Genomic DNA, 15051 nt, shown 5'->3' with positions numbered 1-15051 from the left:
GGATCGCTACCCGCTATGATAAGAGAGCGGATTCTTTTCAGGCTTTTCTTTTCCTTGCTGCTTCTGCTGTCATTTTCTCCATTTTGCACATATGAGCCGACTTCTCAGATACACCCTAGATTCCTTTCTCCCCTTCTCGCGGAAGGGATTTTATTCTTTGTTTTGCGGCTCATTTTCTGCGCCGCTTACATGGTCATCTCAGGCCACTGTTCCTCATGGTCGTCCGGCTTGTGACCCATCGTAATCTTCTTCTCCTGGATCTTCCTCCTGAGCTTTCGATCCACCTGCTGACCTACTGGGACGGCGGACGGCACGGAGTTGTCCTCAAAGATCCGGCTCATGTGGTAGAGCAGCTGAGTGACCGCCAGCATCACAGAGGGTGTGTGGAGATTGTTTCTCTGCTCCAGGAAAAACTGAGCATACTGATTTCCCTGGACCGCCGAACGGCTAAACCACATCATTGCCTGGGCCTGATCCCGTGGCAGCCCCTGCCCCGTCAGGCACAGCTTGCCCAGCATGTACTGGGCGTACTGGTTTCCCGCCTCCGCCGATTTGGTGAACCAATCCGCCGCCTTAGTGACACTCTTTGAAACAACTTCTCCACTGAGATATTCTTTGCCCAGACGGTAAGCGGCAAAGTGACTTCCGTTTTCCGCTGCCTGTTTCAGCCAGCGGATGCCCTCGCCTGGGTCCCGCACCTCCCAATCGTCAGAGAGAAGCAGCTTGCCAAGGGCGTACTGTGCTTCCGGCAGACCCTGTATTGCCGACTGGCTGAGCCAGTACTTTGCCTTATGGTTGTCCGGGATTAGCAGAGGACCGTCCCGGTAGAGCTGCCCCATCCGGTATTGGGCGTGGGCGTCGCCGCGCTCCGCTACCTGTTCCAACTTCTCTGCCGCCCGGTCACGGTAGTCCAGAGAAATGTTCTTGTTCCCAATGATGCGCCGCAGCTCCCGGCAGGCATTAGACTCACCACGCGCCTGTTCCGGCTCGTTGTGCTCAGCCAAGTCATCATCCTCGAAGGAGATCTCACCCAGACGGATGTGCTCCGCCTCCTGGATGACAGCGTTTTTGATCTGCCGGAACTCTTTCTCCTGGGACAGCTTTTTTCGTTCTCTGGGTTTGTCGTGGTAGTAACTCTCCACCTCGCCCTGGAGCCTGCACCACCGGTCGTAGCACTCACGCACTACCGGCAGCTCCTCCAGCTTGTCCACTACCTCGTCCACGGTTTTCTTCACGGACTTGGGGAGGTATCCGTAGGATTTTTTGCCCTTGACCGTTTCCAGTTGTCCGACCAGTTGCTCCATCTTCTGCTCAATCTCAGGAGCCGTACAGATGCTTCGTGTCATCTCCTGAGTGAGCTGCCGGATTGCGCGGCGGGCCTCCCGAACCAGTTCATCCCGCGACTGTGACTTCTGTTCGTAGGTGTGAAGCATCTCCTGTTTGAAGATCTGATTGGTGAGCGCAGATTTGATGTTGCGGATACCATCCCGCGTCAGGTACGCTTCTCCCGGCTGTGTTGACCACGCCATCATGTGGACATGGGGATGCTTGCCCTCATCGTGGAAGGCAGCGTACCAGCGGAAGTGGTTCGGTTGAATATTCATGGCGGCGGCAATTTCATTGCGATTGGCTCGGAGCAGGTTCCGCCACGCTTTGGCATTGTCATATCCAAGACGTGCAGCGTCCTCACGCTTCAGTGAGAGGATATGCGTCCACACATTTCCGTCGTACTGATCCAGTTCCTGCATGGCTTGCTCCAAGTCCACAGCATCTTCATCACCAAAGAGCCCGTGGTCACCAAGCCGTTCCGCACGAGGCCGAGTAGCGATGTACTTCATGTAGCTGTCTGACTGCTGCACTTGAGACCAGTTCTCCTCCAGTGCTCGGGTGATAAAGACAGAGGCATTGGCCTTGGTGGGCTTGCCTTTGTAATCGGAATACTCGCCCAGGTCCCTGGCCTCCGGGAAATCCTTGGTCAGTTTGGTGATGAGCTGCTCCTGCTTTCGAGTGGGCGGACGGTCATCCGGGAGGATCTCCACCCGTTCCCGTGTGCCGATGTACCTCAGATAGCCGCTGACCGAACTGCTGCCTCCGCACTTGAGATAAGGGCTCTTTACGATCAATCCTGCCACTCATCGTCCTCCTCCCAAGCATCACGCACCCGTTGCTCCAGCGAGATGCGGCCATTGGTTTTCCGCACATTTTGAACGCTCTCCGCCCGCCGTCGGCGTAGATCCTCGCCGCTGAACTGATACGCGTCGGCGAGGATACCGGCCACCATGTCCTGCTCCACCGCCTGCCGGAAGGCGATGGAGGACAGCCGCTCCTCCAGCTGTCCCATCCTTCCGTCCAGGTAGGACTTGATGGAGGCGGGGAGAAACAGTCCGGCGTTGTTGGCGCTGAGGTAGTCCAGATAAAAGTCCACCGCCCGCTCAATGAAGGCGGTGATGCTCCGGCTCCCGTCCTCCTGATACCGGCGCTCCAGGATAGCCTTTTTCTCCGGCGACAGGTAAAGTGGGAATTTCTCTTTTTTGCTCATAATGTTCTCCTTTCCGGGGGGGTGACCCCTGTTTTTTCCTTGTGGCAGTAGGCTTTCGGGGATTGTGACCGCAGAGATGATGTCACAGTCCGGATTTTGACCCCATTTCCAATCCCCGCAAAAGCCCCCGCAACTGCCCGCACTGCGGGCAGAGGTGCTTCTGACGGGGGCGCTTGCGACCCCGTCGTTTATCCTGCTTTTTCTTTCGTCCTCGGAGGTACCTCCGAAAGCGGGCCAAATTGGGCCTCCAATCCCAGATTGGCACTGGGACTCGCTTCCGTTCCGAAATGCGCACACAGGGCGTTCTGGGGGCTTTCACGGGCTGATTCTGCGAGGCGTGCCGCCGCCCTCTGACGGGCGGCATCCTCCTCCAGCTGCTGGAACTGTCGCTTGTAGAACAATTCAATTGCCGCCTGGATCGGACGGATGGTATAGAGCAGGTTTCCGTTGAGGGGCCTGCCGTCTTTGCTCCGTACCATCGTCGGCTCGGTGCGAATGAGACCTTTCTCCTCCAGGCTGCGCACATACTTGCTCACGGTGTTCTCACTCATACCCAGCGCCTTGCCGATGGTCTTGTAGCTGGGGTAGCACTGGTAGGTTTCTCTGTCCTCGATGCTCAGCAGATAGCAGTAGATGGAGATCTCTGGGTAACTGAGCCCGATGTAAAATACTTCATTAAGGACCTTGAAATAGTTTTTGTCGGGATCTCGTTTGGGCCACTGTTGGAACTTCATATAGCACCTCCTGTATGCTCCTCCATCCACTGAATGCACTTTTCTTTCGGCACCACCATGCTGCTGCCCACGCGCAGCACCGGGAAATCCGGTTGGTGCATCAGTTCACACCCGCTGGACGGTGATACGCCCAGCACCGTCGCCTCACCGTAGTTTTTGCAGACAGATACTTTCATGTTGACCATCTCCTTCTCAAAACTCCCTCTACTTCTTTAGCCGCAAACATTTGCATGTGACATAGGTTTGACATAACCTTTGGATGGTGTCCGAGTTGTCTCTCTACTTGTATTGGGGAAAATATATCCCACTGACATACATTTGACAGAAAAACGGAGCGCCTGCTTTGTCGCAGACGCTCCGTTTGAGGTTGGATTATTTACTTTTGTGCTGGTTTCAGCAGCCGGCATGTTCCCTCCGCCTCGTCCCGCTCTTTCAGCAGAGAGGCCAGAGCAGAGAAGAATTTCTTTTGCTGATAGTCCACGCTGCCACGGTTCAGCTGATGGGCTTCCGCATACTTGCGGATGGACAGGCCATCCATGAATCGCTCCCGGAAATAATCCTGGTATGCAGCCAGCACCGTTTTCATGGCATTGTCCAGAAACTGCAGGTCCTCTTTCAGTTTGGCGAAGTCACTTTTGGTGATGGCAGCAAATCTCTTTTCCTTTACGCAGAGGCGATATTTGTTCCTGTCGAAGTTGTAGTGCTCGCAGAGATCTTTTGCGTATGCGTAGTAGGTAAGAGACTGCTGGTACTCGCGGGAGTCGTATGCTTCATCCAGCTGTGGTCGCTGCCGTTTACGAACCGGTCCCCGAAACTCCTCTTCCTCCAGCCGCTCTATTACTTCACCTGAGATCTTCATGTTGAGCAGCCGCTTATACTTGGCTTTCCGTTCACCATCCACTTCCACAAAAGCGCAGAAGGACTTTTTGCTGGAGGTATAGTACTTGGGGACATCCGCGAAGGGATAGGTGGTCCAGATGACACTTTCCTCGCCGGTGTCGGCGTCGGTGGCCAAAGAGATTACATAGACCACTTTCTTGTCGTACCGCTGGTAGTACCCGGCGCTGATCCGCCTGCCCGCCATTTCCGCACCTCCTCTTTTTATTGTTTATTCCCACGCAGAATTTGAGGGGCACATTCTATTACGCCTGCGGTTCTCACTAAGGGACAGGTCAAGAATCTCTGAGCCAACGAAGAACGACTCTCCCTCTTTTTTATTCCTGCAGCGTGATCTGTGCAATCGCCAATATGGTAATAGCGGTGCATATTTTAGAAATAATGAATATCTACAGGCCGCATCAAATCGAACTATTTTTCAATTAAATCCGAAATAACCTGTTTCATTTCATCGCATACATCCTCAGCTGTTAACGAATCCAGCAATTTTTTTCGACTTGACTTCTGGTGATATTGGCGTGCAACCCAACTGTTTATATGTGAAATTAAATCCTTCCCATTGCAAACAGAAAGGCGATCTTCTAATGTTCCCCAGCGTTTCTCCAATTCAGCCATTGCAATTTGATACTTTCTGCTGGAAGCTTGTCCACGGCAATTTCGATCAAGTTGATCCATAAAACCTCCCAAGGTTTGCTGTTTCAATTGCTCCAGCTCTATACTTAAACACTCCAGAAATATTGGATATGTTTCTTGCGGCTGTTCTATTAACCGGAAGATCGACTGTGGGGTGAGAATATAATTTTCAATTTCCTTCTTTTCCCATACATGAAGATTTAAATGATTCTCCTCAGCTTTTCGATATAACTCCGCTATTTCCTCATCAAAATGATAATCTCTATCCAAGATACATATTGTTTTAAATTCTCCGTTAGTCTGATCATAAAATAAACGTGCGGCACCCAACGCTTCATCAAATCGGGACCATCCGCCAAGAGAAACGGTTGGTAGTTGCTCCAGCGATATATTGCTATCCGGATATAGAAGTTCATGAAATTTTGAAAGCAACTTCAAATCTTTTCATTCGACAAAGACACATTTTCTGGCTCCACCCAAACGAATAAGTGAAAGATTGTTCATGCCTCCTAAATTATCAACCAGATCTTGAACCGCTTGGTAGCTGTCTGCGTATTGCATTTTTCTGGAACGCTTGTCAACCGTTACAATTTGCTTCGGTTCGACCAAGGAAATGATCTCTACCGAATGTGTTGCTATAATAACTTGCCTAAACTTTCGCTGCACAATTTTGAAGATTTTCTGTTGTAGATCAGGGTGCATATACACATCTGGTTCATCCAAAACAATTGTACTTCCAATTGGGCACCGACTGATATACCAAACCATTTGCAACCACATTTGCAAACCGCTTCCCATTTGGCCGATTTCTGCCGCAAAATCTGCATCGTAAACAATTAATTCTATTCTTTCTTCGTCAATATCTAAGTTGGTTATGCGTAGGCCTGGCCATGACATTTGAGCAGATTCCCGAAACTCTTCAAAATATTCTCGATACAGTAAAAGTTCATTTCGAAAATGTCGAGACGATAGACGAGTATGCATATGCGCCTTTACAGTATCGGGGGACAGTCTCTTCTCATCCTCCCGTATCAATCCAATTTGAGGCATTATATATAAAGGGATGTCTGGCAATTTTTTAGCAGCAGCTTTGTTCTTTATTTGCTGGCCACTTGCCTCTATGGTAGCAAAAGAAATCTCAGATGACAGATAAATATGTATCCGGATTTTTTCATCAAAATATGCAATCAGTTCTGCAACCACGCCATCTTCTTCGCGGTACTGATATACAATTGACCGGAAATCAATCTTCAAATTATCCAGGTTAACTTTGATCCCTCTTGTAGCTAAAGGGAGTCCTAACCCCCGTGGGACCTCAACATAGTTCGACTGTTTAAACTTCTGAGCCACCACTGAAAGGATACGAAGCGCTTCCACAATTGTAGATTTTCCGGCATTGTTTTGCCCCACGATGATGGCTGTATTTCGGAAGGAGATTTCAGATTCCTCAAAGCAGCGGTAGTTTTTAAATTTGATCTGTCGGAGCAAGAATACACCCCCACTCTTAATTTCATTTGATAAAGCGCATCAGCTCTATTCATTTACTAAGGCACTCTGTTTTAAAGGCAATTTACTGTCCAGAACAGGCGCTCAATTTTCTTTCCTTGACTATTTCTGGGAGTTATCCAGTAGACAGAGCGGCACCACACAGCGTGCCAAGATTTGCCCACAGCGTCGCTTTCTATCCGATCCCTACGCCGCTGCGTTAGCATTAATCCTGTCGATAACACTCTTGATGCCTGCCCATAGAGACAGATCTGTGAAAATCTCCACAATACTTCCCCGATCTGTGAAGGGAGGTTCCTGAAGCACAGACAGATCCTTCATCACGCCGTTGTGGACGATGTACTCTACGATCTGGTTGACAAAGTAGATCTGCCGGCTGTCCAGGTTGACATCGTTTAAGTACTGGGCGAAAGCTTCCTTGGCAGCGTTCATATCCATACCCACAATCTCCCGCACGAACTCGCCCAGCGGCTTCTGGCCCACTTCTGCCTCATAGTCCTGCCTGGTGCCTACCTCGCTCCAGAGGATGGACTCCAGCTCCTTTACATCCTCCGCCGTCAGCGGCACATTGGAGCGTAGCTTGGCGATGGCGGGTTTGTCCTGATGCTGGCGCACATAGAATTCCGCCTTGGCCTTGTAGTTCTTCAGATCGTCGTTCTCCAGCTCCGACTCCTTCCACTCCACGGACAAGATATCGTCCGTAAAGTTGGTGTTGTAAATGGCACCGTTGTGGGGCAGATACTTCATTAGGTTCCGCAGGCACTCCCGGATATGCTCAAACTCATTGATCCCTGCGTCGTCCAGATAGTCGGTATGCAGGATTTTCTCGATGAGTTCCGATTGTGCCCGGATTTCTGGGATATTTGCGACGCTGGCCACGCCGCTGACCTTTTTCACCAGATCCTTCCGGGCTTTCTTGTAGGTCTTGCCCACCAGATAGGCAAGTTCAATACCGTACATTAGCGCGTCAAACCGCACAGCACTGGCTTCGTCCATATCCGGCTGGAGCAGCGGCGCCACTTCCTCTTTCAGATGGAGCGTATCCTCATAGCTGAGGGCCTGGTAGCTCGCCGGGTCGGCGAACTTCTCCACATACCGCAGGTGCTGCCGCACAGCGAAGTTCTCTCGATCCAGCTGTTGCACCTTAGGAAGCATTTCGTCCACCAGCTTCTCTCGGAAGGGAATCAGTTCCTCGGTCTGGTAGGCCAGATCCTGGAGCTTGTAGACGATTTGAGCTTTCAGATAGAAGATGGCGCTTTGCAGGGCCATCTGGTTGGCAGTGGCCTTGCCCTTGTTCATTCGGAAGAATTCGAAGTTGCCGCACAGGTCGAAGATGTAGAACTTGGTCTTGTCCTCCCCGTCTATCAACCCCGGACACAAACGGGTGCCCCGGCCGATCATCTGCCAGAATTTCGCTTTGCTCATGACCTTCTTGAAAAACACCAGATTCAGCACCTCAGGCACATCAATGCCAGTGTCCAGCATGTCCACGGAGATGGCAATCTGGGGAAGCTTCTTGGGATCGGAGAACTCATCGATGGCGCTCTGGGCGTAGGTCATGTAGTTGTCGATGACCTTGGCATAGCCGGGCAGGTGGGGATACTCTTTGCCGAAGACCTCAAGAATTTTTTCGGCGTGGCGGTGGTTCTTGGCGAAGATGATGGTCTTGCCCAGTTTCTCCCCGTAGTCGATTTTCAGGCCGTTGGTCATCAGCAGGTTCAGGGCCAGACGAATGGTGTCCTCGTTGAACAGCCACTCGTTGAGGGCGGAGGACTCAATCCGCTCGGGCAGCTCCCCGTTCTCGTCAGTAAAAGTGGCCTCATACTCCGCCTTTTCCTCCTCGGACAGGTCGGCGTAGGAAATGCCCTCCTCCAGGAATTTCAGTTTGCTCTCCACGGTGAGGAAGTCCACCAGGAAGCCGTCCTTTACCGCCTGGGCCAGTTCGTAGCCGTAAGTGGGTACGCCGCTCTCCAGTTCAAAGACTTCATAGGTGTTCTTGTCGATCTCGTCCTTGGGGGTGGCAGTGAGGCCTACCAGGGGCGCGTCAAAGTAGTTGAAAATGTCCCGGTACTTGTTGTAGATGGAACGGTGGGCCTCGTCGCAGATCACCAGATCGAAATGGCCTACGGTAAACAGCTTCCCCTCCCCGTCCTCCACCGAGTCGATGCAGTTCATCATGGTTTGATAGGTGGAAAAGACGCAGTGGGCGGTGTAGTTGTCTTTCTCCTCGCACAGGTTGGTCACGGAGAGGTCGGGCAGCAGGTTCACAAAGCTGCGCTTGGCCTGGGTGACCAAGGAGTTGCGGTCAGCCAGGAAGAGGACATTATTTACCCAGCCGTGCTGAAGGAGCATCTTCACCAGGGCGATGACCGTGCGGGTCTTACCGGAGCCGGTGGCCATGACCAGCAGGGCCTTCCGGCGGTTTTGGGCCAAAGCTTGACAGGTGGCTTTGATGGCCCCCTCCTGGTAGTAGCGACCTGCAATGTTGTGGTCTACCTGGATGTACTTGAGGCTTGTCCGCATGGCCCGGAGATTGAAAAGCTTCTCCAGATCCCTCTTGGAGTAGAAGGAGGCCACCCGGCGCTCCGGGTAGGCCCCGTCGTCCAGGCGGGTGTCAAAGCCGTTGGTGAGGAAGATCACCGGGAGGCGGCCATACTTCTGCTCCAGCAGGTCGGCGTACAGCTTGGCCTGCTGGCGGCCTTTGGCCGGGTCCACGCAGGTGCGCTTGGCCTCGATGACGGCCAGGGGGCGGTGGGCATCGTCGTAGAGCACATAGTCAGCATAGCCCACCTCGCTCTTGTTGGGCATACCGGGCAGCTCCACTTCATTCAGCCAGTCCTTCCCCTCGGTCCAACCCGCATCGGTGAGCATGGCATCGATATACAGCTTGCGAGTCTTGTACTCGGAGAGATCCAGGGGCTTGGGGGTATAGCTGGGCTGCTGGGCTTCCCGGCGGGCGGTAAGCTGGGATTTGAGGGCCTTGTTCTCCGCCATGAGGGCGGCCAGATCCACCTCGGGCACGGGCGCGGGGGCCGGGGCAGCGGCCTGTTGCTCCAGCAGAGCCGTGTTAAATGCTTCGGGGGTGTAGGTCGTGCCGTAGCAACAGGCCACAAAGTCCATGAAGTACCACAGGTTTTCCAGGCACAGCCTGGCCTGCTCCGGGTTGATCTTCCTGCCGGTGTGAGCGGCGGCGTTGCCCGTCTGGCGGATGTATCTGAGGCGCTGCCACAGATCCCGATCCACAATGGCCCTAAAATCCTCAGTGTCCATCAGGCTGGCCAGCCGGTCATCGTAGGGCATGACCAAAGCGCTGTCCACGGAGTACATCCATTTGACAGCAAACTCCACCGCCCGGCGGCAGTTCAGCACGCAGGCTGCCGGGTCGATGGCATAGATTTTTTCCGCTGCGACAGCGACCTCTCCGAAGACGGTAAATTGTGGATCAGAGAGGAGAAAATCGAAGTTGGTCATGATGCGTCACCTCACGATTCTGGGTATCGCTTTCGTTGTTCGTCTATAATGCCTTTTAGGACTGTATCTACATCATCAGCAAACAAGAATTCTTTAGTAATTCCAAAGCGTTTAAGTTGCTCTATTATTGTTGCTTTTGAATTTTTATCGATAATAAGTCTTTTAACGACCGACGGATCATCTTTACTAAACTTAATGAGAGTATCTGCAATGACTTCTCCTTCACATATTTGGCTTGGAAAAATGGCAAAATAGCCCCCTTGATTTTTTTGCCTCTCGCATACAGTTCCAACTTCCAGAAAGATTGGTTTTTGGGTTGACTCTATTAAGTGCTCAATTCCTCTGCGCATATCATCTTTCCGCTCAGGATAAAGTAAGCGGGATGAATATGGCCGGTTCATTGCTCTAAAGTAATAATTCTCAACAGTTGTCATTGCATTTGATGTTAATCGATATGTATCTGCGACGATATTCGCAATTGGATCATATGCAGAGCATACAGAAGCTTGAAATGCAAGGACTTCTCCATCACGATCCTCATTTTTATTACAGGAAAAGTATAATGCTATGAGCGCGTTTTCTGTCAAATCAAGCATTCTTGTATAGATCCCGTAATGCTGTAATTTGGCTAAAAGAATCACTGGGTAATCAGTATCTGGAAAAAGTAAGGGGAATTTTTGTTGAGCGCTCTGCACTAAATCTTTTTCAACCGATGTCCATGAATTTAACCAATGCTGGGAAGGATATCGTCCCAAAGATGGAACTAACTTGAAATTCGTCCAACTTTGTCCTCTAAAAAGCAGTTTTGGTGGAAACATTCTCATTTCACTTTTAATTTCAATAGAATTAACCTCTTCTATAAATTGAGATATGCTTTGAATTTTTTGTTGCTCTTCCATTTCTACAGTCTCCCCCAAACTCTTTTGTGCAAAGTCTTTTTTAGTGTTTCCAACTTACCGCCGCATCAATAATTCACTCTTTGCATTCTTCAGAAACGGTGTTTTAAGTTTACAGTCTGTTCTTCCTCAAAGAGGATATTTCTTAATTTGCCCTATCTGTATCTCGACATTTCGAAATTTGATTTCAAACCACTCCATGGTTTGCTCCAGAATAGCCACAATTCTATCTTTTATGGCTTCGCCTGCCTCCATCGTAAGATCTTCTGGAATCGAGAAAACTACATTATCCAGACTCTTTTCAAGATCGTCAAACGCTGTGCTTGTGGTTTTTTGGAACTCTTTGTACACTTGATAATCAATAGTTTTCAGAGCCGCGAGGTAGTCTTTGGATGCGGTAACAACCTCTTCTAAGTACTCATGTGCCATATCACATTCGTTAACATTTGAAAGCGACTGTACTGTCCAAAACATCCTCAAGGGATATGAAAAATAGATTTTCTCCTCTAAATCATGCAAGCTCTGCAATTGATTGTAGATATGCTCTAAATATTTTTCTGTCCCATTCCTGATATTGCCCAAGATATAAAGAACCATACCAGTAACCATGCCAACACCAAGTGACTGTAGCAGGGGAGCAAACCAAGGATGCTGTCGCCTCATAGCGTAAGACAGGATAAACAAGAGCGTCGTTATAACACAGGAAAGCCCTATAACCTGTATATGCCGCAGTTTACAAAATTGTTGCCTTTGCTCTTTTTTCTTGTATCTAAGTAGTGCATCAAGGTTACGATCTCGTTTTTTGAACATATCCCATCCTCATTAAACAGTTTTTATCAGCATCTTTTATCCCGCAGGATTGGTAGCAAAGATTTTATCTACCGCAACGGCTACCTCACCAAAGGTGGCAAATTGGGGGTCGGAGAGGAGAAAATCGAAATTTCTCAAAGCGTCACCTCTCGTTCAAATAACTAATTCGCCCTAAAAAAATTAAGAAAGTACTGCATGACCGGGTTATTTTGATATAGCGTACAATTTCCAAGATAATCCCGAACTACAAAATACGGGGTTCCAGACTCGTCGTCATTAATATTAAGGCTATACAAAAAATCAACATGCTTCATTTGGTCTAAATCAGACTGATAAACGCTATAACTTTGGATTTCGTTATCATACTGAAATCCAAACTTCTTTAAAACAGTACGTGCTTGTGCAGATGTACTATAGCAAAACATGCCTACAGAGATAGGAGTTTCGTCGGAATGTTTTTGCTTAAGTATTGTGCCGGTAGTTTCAATGGCCCGTAGCTCAGGTGCGGTAGCGCAACTTTTAACTTCCATAAACATTTTACAATCGTTTAAGTCGTAAATCTTGAGCGAACCTACACGAGCACTATCTTTTAACCACAGGAAGTCACCTTGTGTGCTTTGCCAGTCTTCAAAACACAAAATACCACTTTCCAGTTTTAAGTTTGGAAACTGTTCTAAAATCATTCGGTGTATAAATTTTTCCCTTAGTTCACCCTTCGTCGGTTTGTGATCTATTCGATTTGATACATGGAATTGCATAATTAACATATCTTGCAAATATGTATCTATTTGTGTTCGTATAGAAGTCATATTTGGCAACTCCATTTATCCAAAGTACTCCTGCATCAGGGCTTTTTTCAGCGTTTCCAGCTTTTCAAGGCTGTTGTTAATCGAACACTTCACGCTATCTACTTCTCCAACAAAGTGAGCAAACTGCTGCTGTAAATCAAAATCAGGCAAATGAATTTCGATATGCTTTAGTTTTGTTACATTCACACCTGCCATGATGGCACCTGAGCTGACAACTTCTATTTGACGCTGGACGGCACCACTGAAATGTAGTTGATACATCATGAAACACGGATTTACCTGTTGTTTATTCACTCGTATTCTTAAGACATCAGAATGAATAATGCCGGAATCAAAATTGTCCGGGAAAAGCGCACACCGACCGACGTTCCCTTTTCTGGACATAGCAATGTCTCCAGGAATAATAGAATAGGCTTTTAACTGTTCCGCCTTTTCAACGGTGAGAAAATGGGTAGGCTGAGTAGTAAAATAACTGTTGATTTGGGGTATCTCCCAGACCGCAACACCATGATCTTGGTACTCCTCTTTACTTAGTTGTGTTCCAAATGGCCCACATTTAATATCATCAGAGCTTACACAAGTTTCAACCAATTTACATTTTTTGTGGGGACATTCTGGAGCCGCAAGATCCCCAAATATCTCCACAAACCGGGCTTTGACCAGCAGATCCAGCTTGTCCAGTTGCGCCCGGCGTTTGGCGATCAGGTCGCTGACCTTGTCCAGCGTGGCCGCAATGCGACGCTGTTCCTCCAACGGTGGGAGATGTACTTTGTAATGTTCGAGATAAGATTTAGGTACTCTTTTCTGACCTGCACTTCCGGTCATATTTCTGGCACACTGTTTGCGAAATTCATCCCAAGAAGTCAAATAATACAACCATTCACTTGAAACCTTCTCTGGATCCGGATGCAAGACATGGAACTCTGTACTCCCAAAGCCAACACTATTTTTTAAGCCTCGAGCAATTCCGCCTTTTCCGTTTTCCATACATGGCGTAATCTTTGCAAAGAGTACATCTCCCTCCTCAAAAAAGGTAAATCCTTTTTTGACTTCTGATGCTTTTCGGACTTCATCTGTTTGCACATCGCCAGTATCGCTGACACTCTGCATAGGGACAAAAGACACTTCCATATCATCTGGGATTTGCTTGGTTTTGGGATTAACCGTACAAAATTCTTCCAATTCCCCCCAAGTCATTTCTTCAAGACTACTCCATTTTGTCCCTGCTTTTTCAAGTTCTCCCCATGTAGCCATCACACCATCTCCTTCAGCTCCGCCAATCCCTTGGTGATCTCCATCTCCAGCTCGTTGAGGTCGGCCAGAATCTCCTGGGTGGAGGGGTACTCTACGGGGACATATTCCACCTTTTTGTACTTATTGATGGAGAGGTCATAGCCGTTCTCGGCAATCTCCTCCTTGGGCACCAGGAAGGACTGCTCGGTGCGCTGGCGCTCCTTCTCCCCCTCCCGGTCATGGAACCGCTTGACGATGTCGGGGATATCGTTCTCCTTCATCTCAGTGCGCTTGTCGTCCAGGGAGAAGCCGTCGACCTTCATGTCGTAAAACCACACATCATCCGTGCCTCCGTGGCCCGTCTTGGTGAACACCAGCACCGCCGTGGACACCCCGGCGTAGGGCTTGAACACCCCGGAGGGCATGGAGATCACTGCCTCCAGCCGGTTGCCCTCCACGATCTCCTTGCGGATATCCTTATGGGCCTTGGAGGAGCCGAACAGCACCCCGTCGGGTACGATGACGGCGCACCGCCCGCCCACTTTAAGCATCCGAAGAAAGAGGGCCAGGAACAGCAGTTCGGTTTTCTTGGTCTTGCACACCTTCAGCAGGTCGGCGGACACGATGTCCGCGTCCAGGCTTCCCTTGAAGGGAGGATTGGCCAAGATGAGGGAATACTTCTCCCGGTCGGTGTTCTGGTCGCTGAGACTGTCCCGGTACTCGATGTAGGGATTGTCGATGCCGTGGGTCATCATGTTCATGGCCCCGATGCGCAGCATGGTGCGGTCCATGTCGTAGCCGTGGAACATGTGGTTCATGTAGTGGTCCTTCTTCTGGCGATCAAAGAAGATTTCCTCTTTGCGGTTCTCCTTCAGGTATTCCCCTGCCGCCACCAGGAAGCCGCCGGTGCCGCAGGCCGGGTCGCAGATCACATCATCCGCCTGGGGAGCCATCATGTCCACCATCATGCGGATGATGTGCCGGGGGGTGCGGAACTGGCCGTTAACCCCGGCGGTGGCGATTTTGGACAGGAGGTATTCGTAGATGTCGCCCCGGACATCGGCATCGTGGAGCTTGTCCGCCTGGTCATAGATCTCGTCCATGGCTGTAACGATCTTATCCAGCATCAGAGGCGTTGGGATTTTAAAGATGGCGTCCCCCATGTACTTGGCGTAGGCGCTGTCCTTGTCGGCGTGGAGGTTCTTGATGAAGGGGAACACCCACTCCTGCATGACGGAATATATCTGCCCGGCGGGGAAGTCGTGAAACACCGACCACTTGAGCTGGTTACCAGGAATGGTCCGCTCTCCCACCTGTACCTCGCCGGCAAAGATGCTCTTGTGTGGCAGGCCCAGCATAGCGCTCTCCTTGGCGCGCTGGTTGTCAGCGGCGTCCAGGTCGTGGATGAACATGAGATAGGTCATCTGCTCCACCACGTCCAGGGGGTTGGTAATGCCGCCAGTCCAGAAGGTCTCCCAGAGGCGGTCGATCTTGTTTTTCAGTTCACCAGTGATCATGTTCTC

The 15051-nt window shown here is 50.1% G+C and carries 13 protein-coding genes; all 13 read right to left on the bottom strand.

What is annotated here, in order from left to right:
- Positions 1–185 precede the first annotated feature (185 nt).
- The gene (gene mobP3 / locus B5E67_RS09185) at positions 186–2132 is read right to left on the bottom strand and encodes a MobP3 family relaxase (RefSeq protein WP_204246543.1); all 1947 of its coding nucleotides are present in this window, start codon (positions 2130–2132) and stop codon (positions 186–188) included.
- A complete protein-coding gene (locus tag B5E67_RS09180; RefSeq protein WP_087384874.1) occupies positions 2120–2539 on the bottom strand; it encodes a hypothetical protein in 420 nt (139 codons plus the stop codon). The genes mobP3 and B5E67_RS09180 overlap by 13 nt, the downstream gene beginning before the upstream one ends.
- A 188-nt stretch (positions 2540–2727) precedes the next feature.
- A complete protein-coding gene (locus tag B5E67_RS09175) occupies positions 2728–3273 on the bottom strand; it encodes a helix-turn-helix domain-containing protein (RefSeq protein ID WP_087384871.1) in 546 nt (181 codons plus the stop codon).
- The gene (locus B5E67_RS09170) at positions 3270–3449 is read right to left on the bottom strand and encodes a DNA-binding protein (protein WP_087384869.1); all 180 of its coding nucleotides are present in this window, start codon (positions 3447–3449) and stop codon (positions 3270–3272) included. Before B5E67_RS09170 ends, B5E67_RS09175 begins: the two co-directional genes overlap by 4 nt.
- Positions 3450–3649: 200 nt before the next feature.
- On the bottom strand, positions 3650–4357 hold the full coding sequence (locus B5E67_RS09165) for a hypothetical protein (protein ID WP_087384867.1): 708 nt from the start codon (positions 4355–4357) through the stop codon (positions 3650–3652).
- 224 nt (positions 4358–4581) lie between these two features.
- The gene (locus tag B5E67_RS15460; protein WP_143405409.1) at positions 4582–5241 is read right to left on the bottom strand and encodes a hypothetical protein; all 660 of its coding nucleotides are present in this window, start codon (positions 5239–5241) and stop codon (positions 4582–4584) included.
- A gap of 6 nt (positions 5242–5247) precedes the next feature.
- Positions 5248–6291 carry an ATP-binding protein gene (locus B5E67_RS09160; protein ID WP_158098869.1) on the bottom strand — a complete coding sequence of 348 codons (1044 nt, stop codon included), beginning with the start codon at positions 6289–6291 and terminating at the stop codon, positions 5248–5250.
- A gap of 204 nt (positions 6292–6495) precedes the next feature.
- On the bottom strand, positions 6496–9780 hold the full coding sequence (locus B5E67_RS09155) for a DEAD/DEAH box helicase family protein (protein WP_204246542.1): 3285 nt from the start codon (positions 9778–9780) through the stop codon (positions 6496–6498).
- Between the two features lie 11 nt (positions 9781–9791).
- Positions 9792–10679 carry an FRG domain-containing protein gene (locus tag B5E67_RS09150; RefSeq protein WP_143405408.1) on the bottom strand — a complete coding sequence of 296 codons (888 nt, stop codon included), beginning with the start codon at positions 10677–10679 and terminating at the stop codon, positions 9792–9794.
- Between the two features lie 126 nt (positions 10680–10805).
- Entirely contained in the window at positions 10806–11486 is a 681-nt protein-coding gene (locus tag B5E67_RS09145; protein WP_087384861.1) for a hypothetical protein, read from the bottom strand.
- 161 nt (positions 11487–11647) lie between these two features.
- On the bottom strand, positions 11648–12310 hold the full coding sequence (locus B5E67_RS09140; RefSeq protein WP_087384859.1) for a hypothetical protein: 663 nt from the start codon (positions 12308–12310) through the stop codon (positions 11648–11650).
- A complete protein-coding gene (locus tag B5E67_RS15615; protein ID WP_158098868.1) occupies positions 12311–13549 on the bottom strand; it encodes a restriction endonuclease subunit S in 1239 nt (412 codons plus the stop codon).
- Entirely contained in the window at positions 13549–15045 is a 1497-nt protein-coding gene (locus B5E67_RS09130; RefSeq protein WP_087384857.1) for a class I SAM-dependent DNA methyltransferase, read from the bottom strand. The genes B5E67_RS15615 and B5E67_RS09130 overlap by 1 nt, the downstream gene beginning before the upstream one ends.
- Between the last annotated feature and the right edge of the window lie 6 nt (positions 15046–15051).

Source organism: Faecalibacterium sp. An122 (assembly GCF_002160895.1).
Taxonomy (GTDB): domain Bacteria; phylum Bacillota; class Clostridia; order Oscillospirales; family Ruminococcaceae; genus Faecalibacterium.
Note: the sequence above shows the minus strand (reverse complement) of the source record. Positions and strands in the feature narration are given on the sequence as shown.

Excerpts from the sequence above, each read along its gene's own strand:
- B5E67_RS09145 (WP_087384861.1), bottom strand. The coding sequence starts at position 11,486 with ATGTTCAAAAAACGAGATCGTAACCTTGATGCACTACTTAGATACAAG.
- B5E67_RS15615 (WP_158098868.1), bottom strand. The coding sequence starts at position 13,549 with ATGGCTACATGGGGAGAACTTGAAAAAGCAGGGACAAAATGGAGTAGT.
- B5E67_RS09150 (WP_143405408.1), bottom strand. The coding sequence starts at position 10,679 with ATGGAAGAGCAACAAAAAATTCAAAGCATATCTCAATTTATAGAAGAG.
- B5E67_RS09175 (WP_087384871.1), bottom strand. The coding sequence starts at position 3,273 with ATGAAGTTCCAACAGTGGCCCAAACGAGATCCCGACAAAAACTATTTC.
- B5E67_RS09165 (WP_087384867.1), bottom strand. The coding sequence starts at position 4,357 with ATGGCGGGCAGGCGGATCAGCGCCGGGTACTACCAGCGGTACGACAAG.
- B5E67_RS09130 (WP_087384857.1), bottom strand. The coding sequence starts at position 15,045 with ATGATCACTGGTGAACTGAAAAACAAGATCGACCGCCTCTGGGAGACC.
- B5E67_RS09170 (WP_087384869.1), bottom strand. The coding sequence starts at position 3,449 with ATGAAAGTATCTGTCTGCAAAAACTACGGTGAGGCGACGGTGCTGGGC.
- B5E67_RS09140 (WP_087384859.1), bottom strand. The coding sequence starts at position 12,310 with ATGGAGTTGCCAAATATGACTTCTATACGAACACAAATAGATACATAT.
- B5E67_RS09155 (WP_204246542.1), bottom strand. The coding sequence starts at position 9,780 with ATGACCAACTTCGATTTTCTCCTCTCTGATCCACAATTTACCGTCTTC.
- B5E67_RS09180 (WP_087384874.1), bottom strand. The coding sequence starts at position 2,539 with ATGAGCAAAAAAGAGAAATTCCCACTTTACCTGTCGCCGGAGAAAAAG.